We start from the raw sequence: 21,383 nt of genomic DNA on the forward strand, positions 1-21,383 counted from the left end.
TTTCGGATCATTCCTTTTGGCGGAAGGCCGTTACCGTCTCTCCCGTAACCTCCTTGAACACTTTGCAAAAATAAGAAGCGTCGTGATAGCCCACCTTGCCGGCAACTTCATACACCTTCAGCTGCATATCCCTCAGCAGGCGCTTCGCTACCTCCATGCGGACCCGATTCACATACTCGGTCACGCGCAGCCCGGTCTCGCTGCGGAACAGATTGGACAAATAATTTGCGCTGAAGCCCAATTGACCTGACAGGCCGGCGACGGAAATGTCCTCCGCGTAGTGACTTCGGATATACGCGATCGCCTGCCGAATCTCTTTGCGGTTTGCCGGCACCGCCTCGGACTCGGGGAATCGTTCGCGGCAGAACGCGACGAAATCCGCCTCCATGCGCCGGATCGGATCGAGCCGGTCAATGCTGCCCGAGAGCACGGACCACCAGTCCGGCACGGCATGCGGGGCCGGATCGGCGTGGTGATAGAGCGAAGCGTACAGATCGACGAGATGCCGCTGAAGTACCGCCTTCGCGGGCTTCGCGCGGGACAGCAGACCGAATTGGCAAACCGCAGCCGCCGCCATGTCTTCGCCCGAGCCCGACCGCACCGCGGCTTGCCAGCGCCGGGCCGCCTCCTCCGCCTCCGCTACTTGATTCGCGGGGGCCGGCGGCTTCGGCTCCGCTTCGAATAAGCGGCCCCAGCCTTCGTACACGGCAAGGAACAGCGCCCGCTCCGCTTCCTCGTACGCCTCGCGAAGTCCGTACAGACCGGCGCTGCCCCGGCCCGCGGCGATCGCGGCCGCCCTCGAGCAGCGGTCTTCGCCCTGACCGAGCCAACGTCCCGCCAGCTCCCTCGCCGCCCTGCCGCTCCCGCAGCCTCTCGCGCCGTCATCTGGCATGCCTACCACGAGCGCCAGCCTGCCGGATCGAATCGGGATCGCAAGCGTCGTTCCGCATTCGAGCTCGGCAGCCCCGTCCTGGGCGGCCTGCCGGATCCTATCGCCGTCCATCTCCTCGCATTCCCGCGACGCCAGAAGGATGAGCCTGTATTCGGCTGCGGGCAGCAGTTCGGCCAAGCCTTCATCCGGAGCGGGATGGGCATTCGCCTCTCCGGTCATCCACTGCTTCAGACGTGCCGCCTGCGCTTCCGACCGGTTTGCCCGCTCCTTTTCCCTGCTGGTCTGGAGCCTGCTCAGCTTCTCTTTGACTTGGCCCAACATCGCGACCATCGTATCCGGCTCCATCTCCTGCTTGAGCAAGTAGTCATCGGCGCCGAGCTTCAGCGAATCCTTCACGAATTGAAAATCGTCGTAGGAGCTGAGCATGACGATCACCGTGTCCTCGCCTCTTTCGTTAACGGCCTTCACTAAGTCGATGCCGTTCATCTCCGGCATGCTGACGTCGGTCAGAATCAGATCAAACCGCTGCGCCGCCATCCTCTCCAGCGCTTGCTTGCCGTTGACCGCCTCCGCCGCGATCCTGAAGCCGCTGCGCTCCCAATCGACCAGCGTCCTTATCGCGTGCCGATAGACGGCGTTGTCTTCTACGATCATCGCTTGGTAACGGCTCAAACAGCATCCTCCTCCCGCCGGTAGGGCAATGTCAGATAGATCGTCGTGCCGCGGCCTGGCGCCGTGTCGAACGACAGCCCGTAGCGCTCGCCGCACAGCGTGCGGATGCGCTCGTGCACATGGCGGACGCCGATGCCGTTGAGGCCCGGGTACCGCCGCTCCCTATCCGCTAAGAGCAAGGTCGCCGCGTAGTCCGGCTCCATGCCTATACCGTTGTCCGCGACCGCGATCCGCAGATCCGGTCCGACGCGCTCCGCGGCGATGCGGATGCGTCCGGCGCCCTTCGATATTTCCAGACCGTGCATGATCGCGTTCTCCACCAGCGGCTGCAGAATGAAACCGGGCACGAGCGCGTCCAGCAGGGCGCCGTCGGCGTCATAGCGGATCTCGAACGCATCGCCAAGCCCGATCTTCTGCAGATGCACGTAATCCCGTACGTTGGCCAGCTCCATCTCTAGACGCTCCAGTCCGCCGGAATGGCGGATCGACGACTTCAGCAGCCCGGTCAGCGCGCTCACCATCGACTCGATCTCCTCCTGGCCCCGGCTGCGGGCGAACCAGCGGATCGTCCCGAGTGCGTTGTACAGAAAATGCGGGTTGATCCTGGACAGCAGTACCGTGTATTCAGCCCGCTGCGTGGCGAGCCGCTCCTCGGACACGCGGACGACCAGCTCGTTGATCCGCGACACCATCATATTGAATCTCACGGCGAGCATGCCGATCTCGTCTCTCCCGGCGGGCTTCGCCTTGACGCTCAGATCGCCGTCCTCTACCTTCCTCATCGTGCGCTCCAGCAGCTTGATGTCTCTCGTCGTGCCTGCGGAAAACCAGAACGCGACCGCCATCGCGATAAAGATGAACAATACGCAGATGAAGACGATGATCGTTTCCAGAATGCGCGTCCCCTCCAGTAGCCGGGAGAGCGGGATGAAGCACAGGACGCTCCATCCGGTGTCCGAGGATTGAAACCGCATGAGCAGCGACTGCATGCCGCCGATCCTGACCGTTTGCCCATCCGCAAACCCGTAGCGCGAACCTTCGTCCGGCACCCTCAGCGCCTCGGATTCCGCGTTCGGGCTGCCCTTGTAGAGCGGCTCCCCGTTTTCGTTCAGAATGAACAGATTGTCCGCCTGGATGATGGAGCCGTCGGAGAGCAGACTTTTGAAGTAGGCTTTGTCGAGATGGAATACGATGACCCCGAAGCTTCGGTTGATCTGGTTGATGTCGAGATAATATCTGGAGAGCGCCACTTCGTCCGTGCCGTGCAGCGAAGCGGACCAATAGATGCCCGTCCGCGCATCCGCAAGCTTTTTTCGCGCGGATTCGGCGATCGCCCTCGCGTTCCTCTCGTTCAGGTCTCCGGTGACGGCGGCCGATCGCTGCCACCAATATAGCCGCCCTTGCTCGTTCATGATCGTAATGGAATTGATAAAAGGATTGTTGTTCCCGTACTGATAGAGCAGTCCGGCGACCCGGTTGAAGTCGAGCGCGTACCGGTCCTCTCCGGCCTGCGCTTCCTGCTCCGACACGATGTGCGTGAGCAGTTTGTCGTTCAAGAGGAACAGCGTCGAGGAGACGAAGTCCTTCACGTGGTTATCCACGTTTTTGGAATATTGGTCGATCACGTGTCGGGTCAGCTCCCGCGTATTCGCTTCGATAAAGTAGCGCGAGGCAAGCGTGGCCGCGGTGCCGATCGACAGCGCCAGCATCAGAATGATGACCATATTGGAGAGCAGAATCTTCCTGCGAATGCGCATATCGCGCAGTCGCCTCATCGGATTCAGCCGTTCATGAAGACGTCGCATCGCCGCCGATCATTCTCCCTTCGCGCCCGCCCGCGGGCGGATCCGGTCGAACGCCGCGTCGAGCTGGGCGATGCATCGGTCGACGTCGTGCCGCGGGTCGCCCAGCAGGCCGATCAGTTCGTTGCGGAACGCTTCGACGAGCTCAACGTTCACGAATTCGGGGTAAAAGGCGGAATAATCGAGCACGCGACCGGTCTGAATGTATTCGCGATCCAGTTCCTCGTACGCCGGATCGAAGTCGAGCTTCGCGTTCGGCGCGATCGATATCCCTTTCTTGTTGTCCTGCATGACCGCGGCCATCTCTGCCGAAGAGAAGTACCGCACGAGCGAGATCGCTTCATCCGCATGCCGGGATTTGGGATTGACGACGAAGCCGCCGGTCGTCTTCATCGCGACCTTTGACGAAGACGCGTCGTTCGTCGAAGGGAACGCGAACATGCCGATATCCGCATCCGGCTTGAACGATCGGACGCCGTCCACCGTCCAGCTTCCGTTCAGGATCATGGCTGCTTCGCCGCCGGCGAGCAGCTCGAGCGCTTCGTTCCAGTTCGTGCCGAACGGGTCGTCGCCGGTATAGGGGAACCGCTCCGCCAGCCTCCGAAGGACGTTCTTGAAGTTGCCCTTGTCGTCGGCGAACGAAGCCCTGCCGGCTTCGACATCCTCGATCCAGGTCGGCGCGCGGATGCCGGACGCGATCATGTCCGGCTGAATGTCCAGATTTAGCGTCCACATGTCCTGGTAACCGGCCGCGATCGGCTGGATGCCGGCCTGCTCGAGCTTGCGGCAGGCCGCGAGGAACGCGTCCCACGTCCGCGGGATGTCGCTGACGCCCGCCTTGGCGAACGCGGCGCGGTTGTAGAACACGCCGACGCCGTTGCGGTCGAACGGCACGGCCCACACTTTGCCGTCCTTCCCCTCCACGCCGCCGAGCAGCGTCGGATCGATCCCGGTCAATGCCGGATTCCCCGTCATGTCCATCGCGTATCCCGCATCGATGAACTCCTGAAGCATCTGGATGTTGTCCGTCATGTAGATGTCGGGCATCCGCTCGACGGCCGCCAGGTTGTGCAGCGTATTGGCGTACGTATTCCCGTCTTCCGATATCACCTCGACCGTTACGTTTGGATGCGCTTCCATATATTTGCGCGTGCCGATCTCAAGCCACTTGCGTGCCCCTTCTTCGCGAAAATGATGGTACCACGTCAGCTTGACGGCCGGCTCCGCGGCACCGGCCACGGTCCGCTGTTCGGACCGGGCGATATAGCTCCATATCGCCCAGATGAACGCACCTGCCGACAACAGCACGCACAATGCGGCGAGCCATCCTCTCGATCTCATCCGATATACCGGCCTCCTTTTCGCAGCAGATGCGCCCAGTATAGCACAAGCCGGCCGTCTTCAAATACGTCCCAAGCGGAAAATGCCGCCCTGGAAATCAAGCGGCATTTCCCCCGTCGGCTCTCGCCGCGGTCAGCCTTGCATTTGCTGCTTATAGGCGTCCAGCTGCTTTTGCAGCTCGGCCTTGACCTTGTCGTAGCCGGCCGCCTTCAGCTTGGACTTGAACGCCTCCACCGCCTTGGCCGGATCGCCGGCTTTGCCGAACGCGATCGACGGACCCATCTCGCCCGTGACCTGCGAGATCGCGGTCAGCTCGGCGTCGACCGGCGTTTTGTCGAAGACGAATTGGCCGTACGGGTAAGGATGCTTGATCTTGTCGTACTCGGCGTACAGCGTCGTCGGCAGTTGATCCCATACCGTGCTGCTCGGGATCTCCAGCTTGTCGTTGCGGCCGCCCCAGAAGTCGGAGTAGAATTCGTTTTTCTTCGGATCGTAGCCGGCCGGCAGCACGCGTTTGCCGTCCTTGATCTCGTACTGGACGCCTTCGATGCCGTAATTCAGCAGACGGTAGATTTGCTCGTCGTTGCGGATCAGGTCGTACGCCATGAGCGCGCGTTCCGGATTTTTGCTGTGGGCGCCGAGCGACGTGCCGCCGTGCGTGATCGACAGCTCCAGCAGGTTGCCATTCGTCCGCGCGAACGGATACATCTGCAGCTCGGAGCCCGGCTGCTCGCGGTCCATGTCGACGCGAAGCGTGCCGAACGTCTGCGTATGGTGCTGATCCAGCCCCGTTAGTCCGCCCTTCAGCAGCGTGCGCGTGTCTCCCTTGTAGTTGAGCACGTCCTCACGCCAGAAGCCTTTGTCCGCCCAAGACTTCATCTTGGTCGCGTAGTTCAGCATCGTATCCTCGTCGAAGATCGGGCTGACGACCGTGTACGGATCGTCGACGCTCTTGGTGGTGAATACCGGCAGCCATCCGGTCGAGATCGGCAGCTCCAGCTCCTGCGTATACGAATTGACCCATCCGCCGAACGTGCTGACCCCGGCCGTGGCGTCCCAAGGGATGACATTCTTTTTGTTGTCCTTGATGTATTGCAGGTACTTCTCGATGCCGTCCCAATCCTTGACCGGCTCGGTAATGCCCGCCTCCTTGGCCCAATCGCCGCGGTAGAAGAAGCCGTGGTTGACCCATTGCGTGTATGCGTTTTCTGGAATGAGCACGATCTTGCCCTTGTACTTGCTCTCGGCCCAATCTTCCTGCGGGATCGATTCCCACGTCTGCGGCGCGTACTTCGGCAGCAGGTCGTCCAGGTTCATGAACGCGCCCCGCTGCGCGTTGCCCCACGTGTCGAGCCAGTCGGTGCCGATCGTGATCAAGTCGACCGGGTCTCCGGAAGCCAGCAGCAGATTGTACTTCGTCTGCCAGTCCGCCCACTCGACCCATTTCCATTCCAGCTCCGCGTTGATCTTCTGCTTCATGAGCTTGTTGATCTCGGCGAGCGCGGCGTCGAACTGGCCGTTCTTCGGCTTGTCGCCTAATATGACGTAGCTGATCTTGACGAACTTGGACGTGTCCGCCGCGCCTGCGGCCTGGGATGCCGATGCCGAAGCTGTTGTCGTTGCGCCTGCGTTATTGCCGTCTGCGCCGGGACTCGCTTCCTTGCCATTGCCGTTCCCCCCGCTGCACGCCGCCAGGCCCGCAGCTAGCGTTAGCGCCGGTACGATAGCGCCGAGCTTTTTAACTTTGATCATGGTATTGCCTCCCCTTCGTTATAAATGGACGGCTTGCGAATCGCTGCTATGTGAAGGACGCGCTGCTTGCCGCCTCCCGGCACATCATTATCCTTTGACCGCGCCTACCGTGATGCCCTGTATGAAGAAACGCTGTACCAACGGATACAGCAGGATGACTGGGCCCGTCGCGACGACGGCCGTTGCCATTTTCATCGATTCAAGCGGCAGATCCCTCAGATCCACGTTGGAGGCCGCGGACGAATTTTTGATGAAGTCCGCGCTCGTCACGACGCCGTACAGAAACAGCTGCAGCGTGCGGTACTTCATGTCGGGCGACAGGAACAGCATCGCGTTGTACCATTCGTTCCAATAGCCGATCGCGATGAACAGACCGATCGTCGCGAGCGCGGGCGTCGTCATCGGCAGGATGAGCCGCAGGAAGATGGTGAAGTCCCCTGCGCCGTCGATCTTGGCCGACTCCGTGATGGCGTGCGGAATGGATCGGACAAAGCTTTTCATCATGATGATGAGGAAGGGAGACAGCAGACCCGGCAGCAGTACGGCAAGATAATTGTCCTTGAGCGCCAGGTACTGGTTGACGAGAAGGTAGAACGGGACGAGGCCGCCGGAGAACAGCGTGGTGAAATAGATGAAAAAGGAAATCCGGTTGCGGTAGTGGAAGTCGGGCCGCTGCAGCGCGTAACCGGTCATGGCGACGATGAACAGCCCGACAGCCGTGCCGACGACGGTGATGCCGATCGTGACCCAATAGGACCCGATGATAAGGTCGGGGTTCTCGAAGACGATCTTGTAGGCGAAGGTGCTGAACACGCGGGGCCAGAAATTGAACCCGTGCCTCGCGATCGAGCTCTCGCTCGTGAACGACGTGCCCACGACGAGCATAAACGGAAGGAAACAGGCCAGGGCAAACGCCCCGATGAACCCGTATCCGAAGATGCGGACCAGCAAGGTCGAGCCGTCCACCTTGATGGCCGTTCGCTGTGCCGACATGGCCGATCACTCCTTTCGCGTTTCTAGAAGAGCGAGTTGTCCGGGGACACTCGCTTGACTAGCCAGTTGGCGCTCAGCACGACGAAAAATCCGAACACCGACTGATACAGGCTCACCGCGCTGCCCATGGAGAAGTTAAAGTTGGTCATGAGCGAGCGGAATACGTAAGTCTCGATAATATCCGTGGTGGCGTACAGCGACGAGTTGTTGGCGCCGACAAGGTTGTAGAACAGTCCGAAGTTGCCCCGCAGCACGCCGCCGAGAGAAAACAGCAGCAGGATGATGAACGTCGGCTTGAGCCAGGGCAGGATGATGTAGCGGATCCGCTGGATCGCGTTCGCGCCGTCGATCTCCGCGGCCTCCACGATCTCCGAATCGAGCCCCATGACGGCGGCGAAGTAGACGATCGAGCCGTAGCCGGTCGACTGCCACAAATACGTGATGACGATGATGAACGGCCACAGGTGCGGATTGGAATACGTCTTCACGGGGTCGGCGCCGATCATCTTCAGGAAGCCGTTAAGCAGGCCGTAATCGTAGCTCAGGATGTTGTAGGCGATCAGGCCGATCAGCACGAAGGATATGAAATAAGGCAGGAACATGAGCGATTGCGACACCTTCTTGAACCACTTGCTGCGCAGCTCGTTCAGGAAGATCGCGACCGTAATCTGGAGCGCGTTGCCCAGCAGGATGAACATGACGTTGTACGCGATCGTGTTGAACGTCAGCCGCCACAGGTCGCCCGTCATAACGAGGAAGCGGAAGTTGTCCCACCAGACGAACGGGCTCTTGAAGATGCCGGCCGTGTAGTTGTACTGGATAAAGGCGAGATACAGGCCGGGCATGGGCAAATAGGAGAAAATCAGAAAGAAGGCGATGGCCGGCAGGCACATGAGCAGCAGCGTGCGGTTGGCGAGCAGCGTGCGCAAGGACGAGCGCCGCTTGGTCTTGGGCGCAGGCATTGCCGTTCCGGCGGCCGGACCGGGATCGTTCGCCGCCGCGGCGGTCGATACGTTCATGTGAATCCACTCCTTTTGTCGGCGATTAACGGATCATACGGCCGCGAACCTGAGCGCGCGCAGCACTCCCGGCTGACCCGGAACGACCGCTTCGACGAGCAGCCGCAAGCGCCGGTCCGCAGATTCTTGCAGCCACGCCCCGGGAACATAGAAGCTGTCCGGGCTGCCGCCGCTCATCGCAGGGCGCTCCTCGCCGCCCGGCAGCCACAGCCTGCCGACGAGGCGGTCTCCGGCGAACGCGGTCAGCTTGAGACAGGCGCCGTCCGCGGTCGCGCGCCAGCCGCCGCGGGGGCCTTCATCGGGCAGCGAAGCATACAGCCAGGCGACGCCGCCGGCTTTGAGCGCGTACGGGAATTCCGCGTGCGCGGCATCCGGCTCCGCGAGCGACGCGGAAGCGAGCAGCTCCCGCTCCCCGGCCGACCAGAGGCTGCCGAGGACGGCCTTGCCGCCCTCGAGCAGCACCGGCTTGCCGGCCGCGACGCCGAGGCGCCGTTCCAGCGCGAGCGTCAGCTGGCGCGCGCCTCCTTCCGCTCCGATCCACGGCGCGAGCGATAGCCATGGATCACCCGGCTCCACCGTGCCCGCTTCCGCGCCGTCGACGAATACGGTCAGACGGCTCTCCAGCCCAGGCACCCAGAGCGTCCGGCTGTCCAAGCCGGGCTCGAACGTCACCGTGCGGCGATAGTACTCGAGGGTACGCGTATCGTTCGGATGCCAGCCGCCGAAGCCGGCCATCGGCCAGCGTTCGTCGTCCGCGTCCGCCGCGACCCGTGCCGGATCGGGCGAAGGGTCGGTCGTCCGGCGATAGCGCCAGCCCTTGGACAGATCGCGCTCCGACGTTACCGCCGTCAAGCCCCGGATCCCCTTGGTCGCATGCAGCCGGAGCGCCGGCAGGCGCGGGTCGTCGAAGTTGGAATGTCCCCAGATCTCGACCCGGGCGGCGAGCTCGACCGGCGACCGACCTGCAGGCAGCGGCAGGTAGCGGCTTGCGCCGGCCGGCACGACCGTGCTCGCGTAGTCGCCATCCGCGTAGAGCGACACGATATCGCTGGCGCCTGCGGCGAGGAGTCCCGCAAGCGGCCGAGGCGATATCGAATCCTCTCCGCGCGTCATGCCGCCACCGGCAGCGGTGTATGAATACCAGGCGAATCCGCGATAAATGCCGCTCTTTTCCAAGCATTCATAACCTTCGGTCATTGCGGCGCTCGCCGCAGGCAGCGGCAGATGCGATTCGATCCCGCTCGCATGCCACGGCAGCTCAAGCGCCGGCGAGCCTCCTGGATCAACGGGCGGCGTCCCGAACGTCAGCCGACGCCGATCGGCATCGATCCCCTCGAGCAGGAGCGCGTCCCGCCTCGGAATGCCGAATACGTTCAGCCGCCGGCCGTCATCCCATGCGAGTTCGCAAGACGCTCGGATATGGCCGCCGAAGACGATCATACATCCGGTATCCGTCATGGATACGTCGGCCCCTTCGGCCGATACGACCGTCGGTTGCTCGGCGAACTTCAGCGACACCTTCCCGTCCGCGTCCTCAGCCGTATGGAAGACAAGTACGCAGCCATCCTCTCCGCCTGCTGCCTCGCACAACTCGGCCGTCGAGGAAGAGATCGCGCCTTCCACGCCCCATGGGGCCAGGCTCACCGCTTCGGGCAGCATGAGACACAGCTCCCGCGTCGTGTCCGACACGAAGACGAGCCTTCCGCCGCCTCGAAGGCCCAGTCGGTAAGGTCCCGCATCGAAGCCGCGTTCCCGCCATTCAAGGCGATCCGCCGCGTCCGAAGTCTCGTCGGCGTCAAGCGGCGCTGCTTCGGCGAGATCCTCGCCATAGAGGCGAAGCACCCGGCTGAGCAGCCTCCCCTCGTAGGCCTCCTCCCGCACATGGCCCTCCGGCGAGATCATGCCGCCGAAGTCGTAGTCGGACGTCATGAAGGCCATCGGCTTGCCCCAATTGTTGATCGAATTCGTGAAACCGAAGTCCGTCCCCGAAGCTTGAAGATAGGGACCGAGCAGCTTGACGCCGCAAGACAGCAGCCTTCTCAGCAGAAAGTGGCTCCGGTTCGTCTCGGTGACGAGCAGCGGCAATCCGCGCAGCGTCAGTTCGCGCTTATACGCCAGCGCGAGCGTCTCGAATTCGGGATCTCGGTTGTCCGGATAGAAGTTGCAGGTGGGCAAGATGTCTTCCGCATCGCCGCCGGCCTCGGTTAGCCCGCCTTGCCCCGCGCAGGCGATGAGCGGTACCCGGATGCCGTGGCCGAGCGCCAGATCGCGCAGTGCCGAGATATAGCCGGTTGGGTCCGCGCAGCTGTAAAAGTCGAGCTCGTTGTCCAGCTGCACGGCGACGACCGTACCGCTCGCGCCGAGCTCGAAGCGCTTCAGCAGCGGCAGGATCTTGTCGTACCAGCGGGCAACGTGCAACAGAAACACCGGATCGTTGTCTCTCAGACGGATGCCGTCCTTCGCCAGCAGGTATGCCGGCAGCGCGCCGCCGTCCCATTCAGAGCAGATATAGGGCCCGGGTCTTGCGACGACCCGCAATCCCGCATCCGAGGCAAGCGCGAGGAAGGCGGCGACGTCCCGCTCGCCGGTGAAATCCCAGATGCCCTCCTCCCGCTCATGATGGTTCCAAGGAAAATAAACGTCGATCGCGTTATAGCCGAACGCTTTTAGCTGCTCCATCCGCTCACGCCAAAGCGGGCTCGGAATACGGAAGTAAAACAACGATGCGCATAACAAGATTTCGCTTCTCCCGTTGATCGCCACACGGTCCGGCCCGAGCCTTACCTGCGATTCGCTCTGCGTTTGCGCCGTCATAAGATCCTCCTTCCGAAGTGTAATCGCTATCATGTAACCGGTTTCTATTTCAAATATTAAACGCTTACAATTTACGATTCATTAAACAAAACACCGATTTGCTGTAAAAAACTATCGACTTTGACAGCGCAAATTTTTATTTTTTTCCAAAAATCATTTATTAAATTACATTTTTAATAAAAATTCATGAGCGTATAGTAGGCGAAGACAGCTTCTAGGAGGTGGTCCATGTGTATCGATTGATTCAATAGGTGATTCAGTCATGTACCATCCAAATTGCATGAATTTGTAATCGCTTTCTCGCAAGAAGAGAGTACGCTGTCGACTACAGAAGGAGGTTGTATGATGAAAAAAATTAAAAAATCTAATTATGTAATGTTTTGCGTTTCGATTGTATTTTGCTTGATTGTAGCTTTACCGGGACTAGCCAATGCTGCTCCCATTCACGCCGGTCCACAATTTGTGGACGGCTATTATGCAGATCCTGACGTACAGATATATAATGGCACCTATTGGGTGTATCCGACTCGTTCGACGCAAGTTGGCGAATCCGACACTGGCGCAAAATCCGTTGATCTCTTTTCTTCCACAGATATGGTCAATTGGACAAAATACTCGAATGTCATAAGTTCGGCCAATATATCATGGTTGCAACATTCATTGTGGGCGCCGAGCGGGGCTTATCGCAATGGGAAGTACTACCTCTATTTTGCCGCTAACGCAATCAACGGCGATGGACAATTAGGCGGAATCGGCGTGGCAGTCGCTGATAACCCACAAGGTCCATATACCGATGCGATTGGCGCCCCCCTTATCAATGTTGTACGAAACGGTGCAGGCCCCATGGATCAAGATGTATTTATAGATGATGACGGTCAAGCGTACATGTATTACGGCAGCTGGGGCGAGTGTAATGTTGTAAAGCTTAACGCGGACATGAAGTCTTTGGGAACATGGTCTGACGGAACCGTCTATAAGAAAGTTACGCCCGCTAAAACTGGCGATAATGATTATTTTGAGGCGCCTAAAGTGTTCAAGAGAAACGGGATCTACTATTTGACTTATGCTGCGGGCGTTTGGGCGGATTCCTCTTATAAGGTCATGTATGCAACGTCCAGCTCTGTAACAGGACCGTTTGTACCGCAAGGGATTATGCTGCATACCGATACGACAACAGCAGATGGACCTGGTCATAACGGTATTGTTCAATCACCTGCAACAAATGATTGGTACATTTTTTACCATAAGCGTTATCTGAGCAGTTCACAACGCGTACTGGCATTTGATAAGTTTGAGTTTAATGCTGACAATACGATCAAACCAGTCGAAATGGCAGAAGAAGATACCTTCGATGACAGTACGGATACGGGATGGACCAAATATGGCGGCACATGGACCGTATCTGGCGGCCAGTATAGCGTAGCATCAAATCCGGGTGCCAAGGCACTTTTGGACACCAATTTCTCGGATGTGATCTATGAAGCTGATGTGACTCCGGGATCTACCGGCAATGCGGGTCTGATATTCAGAGTATCCAATCCTGGAACGGGTGCGGATGCTTACCAAGGCTACTATGCCGGACTCGATGTTCCCAATCAGAAGGTTTTGATCGGGAAGGCCAACAACAATTGGACATCGCTTTCCACTGCTTCTATGAGCTTAACGGCTAATACCAAGTATCATGTTAAAATTGTCGCACAAGATGCTTCCATTAAGGTCTATGTGGATGATATGGCGATACCTAAGATTAGTGTAACCGATTCAACCTATATGTCGGGCAGTGTAGGTGTTAGAACCTATGATTCAGCTGTCAAATTCGATAATATTTCAGTTCAAAGCAGCCGCTATGAAACAGAAAATTTATTGGTAAGCGCAACCTCAGGCGACAAACACGCCATGTTTGGGAATGGAACCGGCCGAGACCTCTATTTGAGCGGTGGATTTGGAACTGCACTGGACGCCAATGCAATCAACGACTTTGTGACATACACGGTGAATGTGCCCGAAGCGCGCAGCTACAGTGTAAGGATCGGCGTGAAAAAGGGAGCGAACCGGGGGCAGTTTCAATTGTCGGTCAACGGTATCAATCATGGTCCGGTTCAGGATTTATATTCCTCTGCATTTAGCTATGTGGAACTGAATGTAGCTACGATCACCTTCAGCTCGGCAGGCGACAAATCTTTTAAGTTTAACGTTGCAGGCAAAAATGGCTCAAGTTCAGACTATGACCTGTCCATTGATTACATTAAGCTAGTGCCAAACTGACGCAAAAATGCAAAGGTATGTAAAGCCGAAGGAGTCGTTTGAACATGAGTGACTATCGTCGTCTTTCCCATAATCATGACCTGAATTTACCTTCCTGGGGACCTTATGCCAAGCAGTATATCGGCATCTCCCATATTAACGATCCCTCGAAAGGCGTTCGTTTTGATTTAAGCTTGATGCCGGGATTCTATCGAAGAAAAATAGACATTCCTCATGTTTTATGGGAATCCGGGTATCACCCCTGGGAGGCTTCGCCCGACTTCAGCCATTTCTCTCACCGCCATGAGCTTGAATGGAAGGACCGCGTTTACGCGGATATATCGTTCAGCCGGATCGATGAGCAGAGCCGGCTTATCCGCGTTAACTTCGCCAATCAAACGGAGCAACCGCAAAATCTCGTGCTGCACGCTATGGCTTCGCTCCAGCCTCCCCGGCTGCCGGGACACGGCGAAGTCCAAATCTTCGCGGAAGCACGGCTTCCGTATGGCGCTAAGTGGGTAGATGCGCTGGATTATAAGGAATTGATCTTTGCCAAGCCGCGGCCCGCAAATGGGCTGGTGTACGACGGATTGTCGCGCGGAGAAATTCGCGGACAGCATTTTACGGGAGGATCGGCAATCGGTTCCCCGTTCGGAACGGATGCCGGAGATCTGCTCCGCTACGAGATAAACATCGAGATCCCTCTGAAGGACGCCGTGTTCGTGCTGCGCGGTCAAGCCGTACGGGGCGCGGAGCTCGAGCTGCGGATCGGGAAGCATGCGTACCGGCTTCCAATGGAACCATCGGGCAGCTTAACGTTATCAGAAATACATGTTGGGCGCTTGCCTGCAGGCAAAGTCGCCGTAAGTCTTCGCACACGGAGCGCTAACCCGCTTGTTCTTGACGGCTTTACGCTTGTCGAGCGGCAGACTTCCAAAGAGGTAACGTTCGCAGATCTCCCCTGGCGCATCAAACCGGAACTGCTGGAAGGGCCCGTTCCCGGCAGCCTGATTCTCCATTATCCGGATAGTCCCTGCTATTACGGCTTGTTGTGGAATGATCCCGACGCGGAGATCAGACAGTTCCTAAGCGACGAGCTAGATCGATTCGCCCGCCATACGGTGCACGATCATGTGAGTACGATTTTGCATGGCAATGGAAAAGGACATTATACGAATGTGTTTATGCGTCCGATTTCCCTAAACCCGGCATCCTCTCTTATTCTTCACGGCATGGTGTGCGACGGGACTTTGGAAGAAGTCCATGCCCGACTGGCAAGCTTTGCGTTGGATGCCGGCAGCTGCGAAACTATTTATCTAGCGGAACGCCAGAAGCTGAAGGCTTCTCCTGCTTATCCTTCGGGCGACCGTTATTCCTTCAGCCAGCAGCTTATGCGGGCAACCTTGCTGACAAATACGGTTTTCCCGGTCTATACGAAGCGTGCATTCATTCGTCACAACACCCCGGGGAGATGGTGGGATTCCCTGTACACATGGGATTCCGGGTTTATCGGACTTGGCTTCGCCGATCTCGACGACAGCCGGGCAATCGATTGCTTAAATGCTTATATGACGGAGCCGGGAGATGCTGAAGCTGCCTTTATTCATCACGGCAGCCCGGTTCCCGTGCAGCACTATTTGTTCCAGGAGCTGTGGAACCGCAAGCAGTCTCCTGCGTTCCTTAACTATTTCTACCCGAGATTACGGCAATACTACTTATTCCTCGCAGGCAAAATCAACGGTTCCACAACGGACGTATTTCAAACCGGACTGCTTCAAACCTGGGATTATTTCTATAACTCCGGGGGTTGGGACGATTACCCGCCTCAGAAGTACGTGCATGAACTAAAATTAGAACATCGAGCAGCTCCCGTCATTACAACGAGTCAGCTCATTCGAATCGCCAAAATCCTCAGGATGGCGGCGGCGACATCCGATCATTTGAAAATGGATGCCCAGGAATACGACAAGGACATCCGAAGATGGAGCGATGCCCTCAACGCTTATGCCTGGGATGAGGAAGCCGGTTGTTACGGCTATGTGCTGCATAATGAAGAAGGCGCTTACGAAGGCCTCCTGCGCCACGGCTCCGAAGTGAATTACAATAGCGGATTGGACGGTATGTACCCGCTTCTGGCAGGAATCTGCGATAAAGAACGTACCCGGCGTCTCATTGACACCTTGTTCCATGAACAACGATTCTGGACGCCGATCGGCTTATCCACCGTCGATCAAGGCGCTCCTTATTATCGGGCGGACGGCTATTGGAACGGCGCTGTCTGGATGCCCCATCAATGGTTTTTCTGGAAAACCATGTTTGATTACGGTCACCCGGACCTCGCCTACCGAATTGCAAACACCGCTTTGGAATTATGGAAACGCGAGACCGAAGCCACTTACAACTGTTACGAGCATTTTATCGTGCAGTCGGGGAGAGGCGCTGGCTGGCATCATTTCGGCGGGTTATCGGCCCCTGTGATTAATTGGTTTGCGGCCTATTATGAACTGGGCAAGGTGACGACAGGCTTTAACGTCTGGATGCTTCAGCAGCACTTCAAGGATGACTACACGGAATACGGCTCGGAATTCCATTATGCCGGACAAGCCAATCAGCCCTTTCATATCAGGGTCAATCTGGCCGAGGGCCTGTCATACGAGGCTGCCGGTACGGGATGCGACGTATGTTGCTCCTCTCATCCTGACGGAGGCGTGGAGCTCATCATAAGCAACTGCTTGCCATATGCGTCGTTGTGGATTCAGCCGGCTTAAATGAAATGAAAGGCCTGAAGCGCTCTTTATTCAGGCCTTTATCTTTGCATACTTCCTCAATGCCGGAATTTTCACGGTCACGGTCGTCCCATCATCGATCCGGCTTTCAATTGTAATCCCGTACTTCTCTCCAAAAAGCAGACGGAGCCTATTGTGAATATTGGTAAGTCCAATGCTTTGCGACGATTGGCCGACTAACGCGCGTTCCGGATACGCCGTGTCCAGCTTGGCCTGCAAGGCGGCCAGCTGCTCCGGCTCCATTCCTTTCCCGGTATCCCTAATACAAAAGCACACATCGCCCTGCGCATCCATGTGCCCGGCAACCTCAAGCCGCCCCCCTTGGTCCATCCGTTCAAGCCCATGATAGACAGCATTTTCTACAATAGGTTGAAGAATCATTTTGGGCGTACTCATCTCGAGCAGGCCCTCTTCGACATCGATGTTCATGTCGAATTTATATTCGTAACGAATAGAGATAATCTTCATATAGGCCTGAATACAGTCTACTTCCTCCTTGATCTGTACAAGCTCGTCTTGTTTGATGCTGTACCTGAAAATCTTGGACATGGATGACGTTATCTGCGCAATTTCCCTGCTTCCGTAATCCAATCCGATGCTGCTGATGCAATTCAGCGTGTTATACAGGAAATGCGGGTTGATCTGGCTCTGCAGGGCGGAAAACGCCGCCTGCTTCTGACTGAGCTCGGATTTGTACAATCTGGCTTGGGTATTAAACATATCTCGGGTCATTTCCTCCATCTCATCCATCATTCGATTGATGTCTCGGGCAAGCGACCCTACTTCATTGGTAGACCGGACTTTAATCCGGAAGCTCCTGTCCCTTCCCCCTACCCGTTTCATATCCAAAACAAGCCCCATCACCGGTTTCATCAGGCTATTCATAAAGAAAATGCCCATGATGATCAAAATGAGAATCATGCCAATCCCCACAATCATGCTGACTTTCCTCATGGGGTTCATGTCGGAAGTCAATTCGTGAACCGGTATCATACTCACAATCCGCCACCCGTCCGCTTGCTCCAAACCTTTGACCTGAACGAGAATTTGTTCTCCGTCGATGGTCGTTTTCACGCCGTTAAGCAGGTTGTCCTTATCCATAGACAATACATCCTTGAACAACGTGCCGCGAGCTTTCGCATTCGTGGAAGCAATGACCTCATCCTGGCTGTCCAGAATGTACAACGTGGAGTGCGGCGTCAATTCTGTATTTTCTACCAGCCCCCGCAGCTTGTCCATATTGACCATGATGGTGAAGTAACCCGTTATTTCGGAGAAATGGATTCCCCCTATCGATTCGACGATCGGTTCAATATAAAAAAACTGTTCCGATCCCGTGTTATCGTCTTTTAACGTAGTGGTGAACTGCCCCTTTTCCCGAAGCGAAGGGTCCTTCTTATACGTTCGGATGAAGCTGTCATAATGTTTGAGAAAGAAAATATCTCCGCCCGAGGAATTCAGACTGTAAAGCTGCTTCCCGCGAACGTCATCAATGACGATTCCGCTCACATACGAATTAAAGGATCTCATATAATCCATGAGATCCAGTGCATAATTGCCGCTATCAAAAGCCCTCTTGTAATCATCATCCACTACGGTATATTCCTGAATCAGTTTGCTGTTGACCGCAATGCCGGTGCTGACCCGGATATCATTAAAGACGGTATCAATTTTGCTTCGCGTTTGCTCAATCATCTGGTTTCCGAAATTGGCAGCCCTATTCTGGGTGAGATGAGAAAAGCTATAAAAGAAATACAACACCATAGCTGTAAATATAACGATCGCGAAAAAAAAGATAAGCCATATCTGATGTTTTAATTTCAGCCTGCTGGTGTTCATCTCTGCCGCTCCGTTCATCGTTAATAACTTTTTCTGAATTTTGAAGGGGTGATCCCGCAATGCTTCTTGAAAACTTTATTGAAATAGTAATAATCCACATACCCGGTCTGAATGGCGATCTCCTCAATCGATAAGTCGGTTTTCTTCAATAGCTCACGGGCTTTCTTAATTCGGAGCTCCGACACATATTCGGAGAAGGTTTTGCCGAGATTTTTCTTGAACAATTGACAGCAATACACTTGATTAATGTAGAACTGGGCGGATAAATCTTTCAAATACAATTTCTGTTCATAGTGACCGTCGATATAGGCTACCATCTTGTTGAAGTGCGACAAGATGACTCCTTCGTGCAAAGAGCGGTTGGTCCCTTGCCTGATGGAGGCGAGGACGTCATGCAAAAAGCTGCACAACGATTCGAAGTGTTGGAATCGTTCCTTAATTTCGGCATAATTAAGGAAATCCAGCTCCATATCTTTCAATTCCTCCGCATAAGCGTTGATCAGGATCCCGACGGCCTGATTCCATAAGTAAACAACTTCGCTCATGCCAAGCTGCCGATCCTTGAAGTAAGCCTGCAGCCCATTGATGTACGCATCCATGTCGCCAAGTTGATTCCCCTGTATGATCCGATGAATCTCATCGATACATGGTTTCACCAATTGAACCTTCGGCTCGTAATGAACGACTTTTGCACTTTCGTCCAAAAAAGCTTGGGAAGCGGACAGATCCGCTTCTTTAATCAGCTTGCTCATATGCGTTAGCTGGCTGGAAACGCTGCTGATGCCCACTGTATTCATGCCGGTATTTTTCAAAACGAATTCATCCCATACCAAACAAGCTTTATGTTCCGCCATCAAAACGATCAACTTTTTATTCGTTCCGGCTTCGACTTCCATAGCCGTAACAGGCTTTCTTTCCAAAGAGAGCAGCTTTCTGAAATTCAGATGATCGCCTTCGTAATCGATGGAAAGCACCTGGTAGTAACATTCATCCGCACCTTCGGGAAGCGGCAGATAACGTTTGATCTCTGCCGCATCGGGAGAGGTGAGCGCATCCAGCAGAAGTTGATTGCGTGCCGCGCTTCTTTTGGAGAAATGCATGGCAAGCTCCGCAATAAACGAATCTGCCATATCTACGTCCAGAGGCTTCAGGAAATAATTAAGCGCGCCGTAGCGCAGCGCTTCCTGAGCGTATTTAAATTCCGCATATCCGCTAACGACGACAAACTCAGTGTCCAATTCATGCGCTTTGGCTCTTTGCATAAGATCGAGTCCGGAAATGTCCGGCATCCGGATATCCGTAAATACCAAGTCAGGCTTCTGTGTCAGAATCGCATCCCATGCCTTGTAAGCGCTTGTAAATTGGCCTATAATTTCGAAACCGTTTTTCTCCCAGTCAAAGGCGTTGCGGATTCCTCGAATCGCCCACGACTCATCATCTACAATCATGACCTTGTGCATGGGTATCCCCCTGAACCTATAAATTTCTATCGAATGATAACAGAGCTTCCCGGCAATCGCAATTCAAAATACGGATAAACCACGGTGTCCAATGGTTTATCCGTATCCGATGACTTACTTGCTGCTCTCTTTAATTTCTTTGTAATGCTTGATGTTCTCATCTTGAACGGCTTTACCGCCAGCGTCCATATATTCTTTCACCAGCTTGTCGTACAAGGTATCGAATTCTGCCGGCTTGGCAACGATCAGCCTATCCATCATTTGCTTGTTCATATCATCCAGCGTTTTGCCATATTTGATGTTGGCTTCGTTCGGAACCCCATAGTAGAAGCTGGTAAAGCCGTCTGTCGTATTGATCTTGTATGAATCGACAGCCAATTTCTCATAGGTCTTATCTCCGGCTGCCAGGGCTGCTGCGTACGTTTTGACATTTTTTTCGATATCACCCAGCTCCGCGCCGTTTACAACCAGCGTATAATCCAGATTGAGATTGCTCATCTGCATATTTTCGCCGGTTTGCGCAATCCCTTGCGGGATGCCATCCACGGTGGTGTGGTTGACGCCTTCTTCGCCGAACTGCAGGAAGAACAACACTTCCGGATCAGCCATCCAGTTCAGATACTTTATAGCCAGCTCCGCATGTTTGCTGCTTTTCGGAATGAATGAGAAAATTCCGTTTTCATTATACGTCTCTTTTAAGTATTTTCCGTCCGCGTTCTTGAAGACATCGATAGGAACATAGTTCGCATCCGGCGCATTTTGTTTCAGAGGCTCGCGAATTTTTTGCACCATCGGATAATCCCAGTTGGCCCCATAGAAGCCTACCTTGCCGTTCGTTACGTCGGCATCCGCTTGCTTGGCCGTTTTGTCCAAAGCGAAGTCGGGGCTGATCAGTTTTTCCGAATACAGCTTGTTCAGCCATTTATATGCGTCCTTGTTGCCGGGCTTCAGCCAGTTGGGGGTGGTAACGAATTCTTCCTCCGACATGGGGCCCCAGAAGGATGGAACCAGATTGCCAAACGTGTAGTTCATGCCGGCAGCCGCTGTCGCCCAAGGAATCACCCCATTTATATTTCCAGGATTTTTGTCGCGGAAGGCAACAAGCGTATCGTACAATTCGTCCTTATTCGTCGGAACGGGCAATCCCAGCTTATCGAGCCAATCTTTGCGGATAAACAATCCGTTCCAGGCAAGCAAAGTCCGCTTCGCCGGAATGGACACTTGTTTGCCCTCGTATTTCCCGTAGTCAAGAACGGTATCCCCAAGATAAGATTTCAATTGCTGGCCATGCTTCTCGATCAATTCGTCCAGCGTATACAGACCATTGTTTTTGGCAAAACGGGTTACGGTTGTACCGTCATAAGTGATGGAAATATCCGGCGCTTCGTTGGCAGCCATCAACACATTAAGCTTGTCGACTTCTTGGGAACGAGGTACCGTAACATATTTTACAATGGCATGATTAGGCTTGCCGAATTTCTCGTTGACGTACTTGGTCCACGTATTGTTATTCAAGTCCGGCTGTCCCTGAATACCTCTGTCGAACACTTCTACAGTCAGGGTTTCTACCGGACCGGAAGCTGCTTCTGCTGCCGGAGATCCGCCGCTTGATGCCGCCGATTCATCATTGCCGTTATTTCCGCCGCAACCTGCCATAACACCGACCAGTAACGCTGTACTAAACAGAAGGCCTGCTTTTTTCTTTGTACCTGTACGCACTTGAAACCACCCTTTCAAATGATAGCTATTGAAATGATTCATACCGCAAA

12 protein-coding genes are annotated in these 21,383 nt (G+C 55.5%); 2 read left to right on the top strand and 10 right to left on the bottom strand.

Translation table 11 applies throughout. From position 1 onward, the window contains the following. Positions 1 to 7 precede the first annotated feature (7 nt). From KB449_RS15415 to KB449_RS15445, 7 genes are all read right to left on the bottom strand, one after another. Positions 8 to 1,564 (bottom strand): response regulator, encoded by a 1,557-nt coding sequence (locus KB449_RS15415; protein WP_282909230.1) that lies wholly within the window; start codon positions 1,562 to 1,564, stop codon positions 8 to 10. Then, entirely contained in the window at positions 1,561 to 3,369 is a 1,809-nt protein-coding gene (locus KB449_RS15420; RefSeq protein WP_282909231.1) for a cache domain-containing sensor histidine kinase, read from the bottom strand. The genes KB449_RS15415 and KB449_RS15420 overlap by 4 nt, the downstream gene beginning before the upstream one ends. A 9-nt stretch (positions 3,370 to 3,378) precedes the next feature. Next, positions 3,379 to 4,707: an ABC transporter substrate-binding protein gene (locus KB449_RS15425; protein ID WP_282909232.1), complete on the bottom strand. Its 1,329-nt coding sequence runs from the start codon at positions 4,705 to 4,707 to the stop codon at positions 3,379 to 3,381. Positions 4,708 to 4,839: 132 nt separating this feature from the next. Further along, positions 4,840 to 6,459, bottom strand: coding sequence for an ABC transporter substrate-binding protein (locus tag KB449_RS15430; protein ID WP_282909233.1), 1,620 nt, complete (start codon positions 6,457 to 6,459; stop codon positions 4,840 to 4,842). A gap of 87 nt (positions 6,460 to 6,546) precedes the next feature. Next, positions 6,547 to 7,452: a carbohydrate ABC transporter permease gene (locus KB449_RS15435; protein ID WP_282909234.1), complete on the bottom strand. Its 906-nt coding sequence runs from the start codon at positions 7,450 to 7,452 to the stop codon at positions 6,547 to 6,549. Between the two features lie 23 nt (positions 7,453 to 7,475). After that, a complete protein-coding gene (locus KB449_RS15440) occupies positions 7,476 to 8,414 on the bottom strand; it encodes an ABC transporter permease (RefSeq protein ID WP_282912823.1) in 939 nt (312 codons plus the stop codon). 90 nt (positions 8,415 to 8,504) lie between these two features. Further along, positions 8,505 to 11,285, bottom strand: a complete 2,781-nt coding sequence (locus KB449_RS15445) for a beta-galactosidase (RefSeq protein WP_282909235.1) — start codon at positions 11,283 to 11,285, stop codon at positions 8,505 to 8,507. A gap of 345 nt (positions 11,286 to 11,630) precedes the next feature. On the opposite strand from KB449_RS15445, the gene KB449_RS15450 reads away from it, so the two are divergent. Together KB449_RS15450 and KB449_RS15455 are read left to right on the top strand one after the other, a co-directional pair. After that, positions 11,631 to 13,550: a family 43 glycosylhydrolase gene (locus KB449_RS15450; RefSeq protein ID WP_282909236.1), complete on the top strand. Its 1,920-nt coding sequence runs from the start codon at positions 11,631 to 11,633 to the stop codon at positions 13,548 to 13,550. A 701-nt stretch (positions 13,551 to 14,251) separates the two neighbouring features. After that, positions 14,252 to 16,297, top strand: a complete 2,046-nt coding sequence (locus KB449_RS15455) for an MGH1-like glycoside hydrolase domain-containing protein (RefSeq protein WP_282909237.1) — start codon at positions 14,252 to 14,254, stop codon at positions 16,295 to 16,297. 30 nt (positions 16,298 to 16,327) lie between these two features. Here KB449_RS15455 and KB449_RS15460 read toward each other — a convergent pair whose 3' ends face one another. From KB449_RS15460 to KB449_RS15470, 3 genes are all read right to left on the bottom strand, one after another. After that, on the bottom strand, positions 16,328 to 18,154 hold the full coding sequence (locus KB449_RS15460) for a cache domain-containing sensor histidine kinase (RefSeq protein ID WP_282909238.1): 1,827 nt from the start codon (positions 18,152 to 18,154) through the stop codon (positions 16,328 to 16,330). Positions 18,155 to 18,174: 20 nt separating this feature from the next. Continuing rightward, positions 18,175 to 19,614, bottom strand: a complete 1,440-nt coding sequence (locus KB449_RS15465) for a response regulator (RefSeq protein WP_282909239.1) — start codon at positions 19,612 to 19,614, stop codon at positions 18,175 to 18,177. Positions 19,615 to 19,728: 114 nt separating this feature from the next. Beyond that, a complete protein-coding gene (locus KB449_RS15470; protein ID WP_282909240.1) occupies positions 19,729 to 21,375 on the bottom strand; it encodes an extracellular solute-binding protein in 1,647 nt (548 codons plus the stop codon). Positions 21,376 to 21,383: the final 8 nt, after the last annotated feature.

The sequence above is a fragment of the Cohnella hashimotonis genome, from assembly GCF_030014955.1.
In the GTDB taxonomy this organism is placed as follows: domain Bacteria; phylum Bacillota; class Bacilli; order Paenibacillales; family Paenibacillaceae; genus Cohnella; species Cohnella hashimotonis.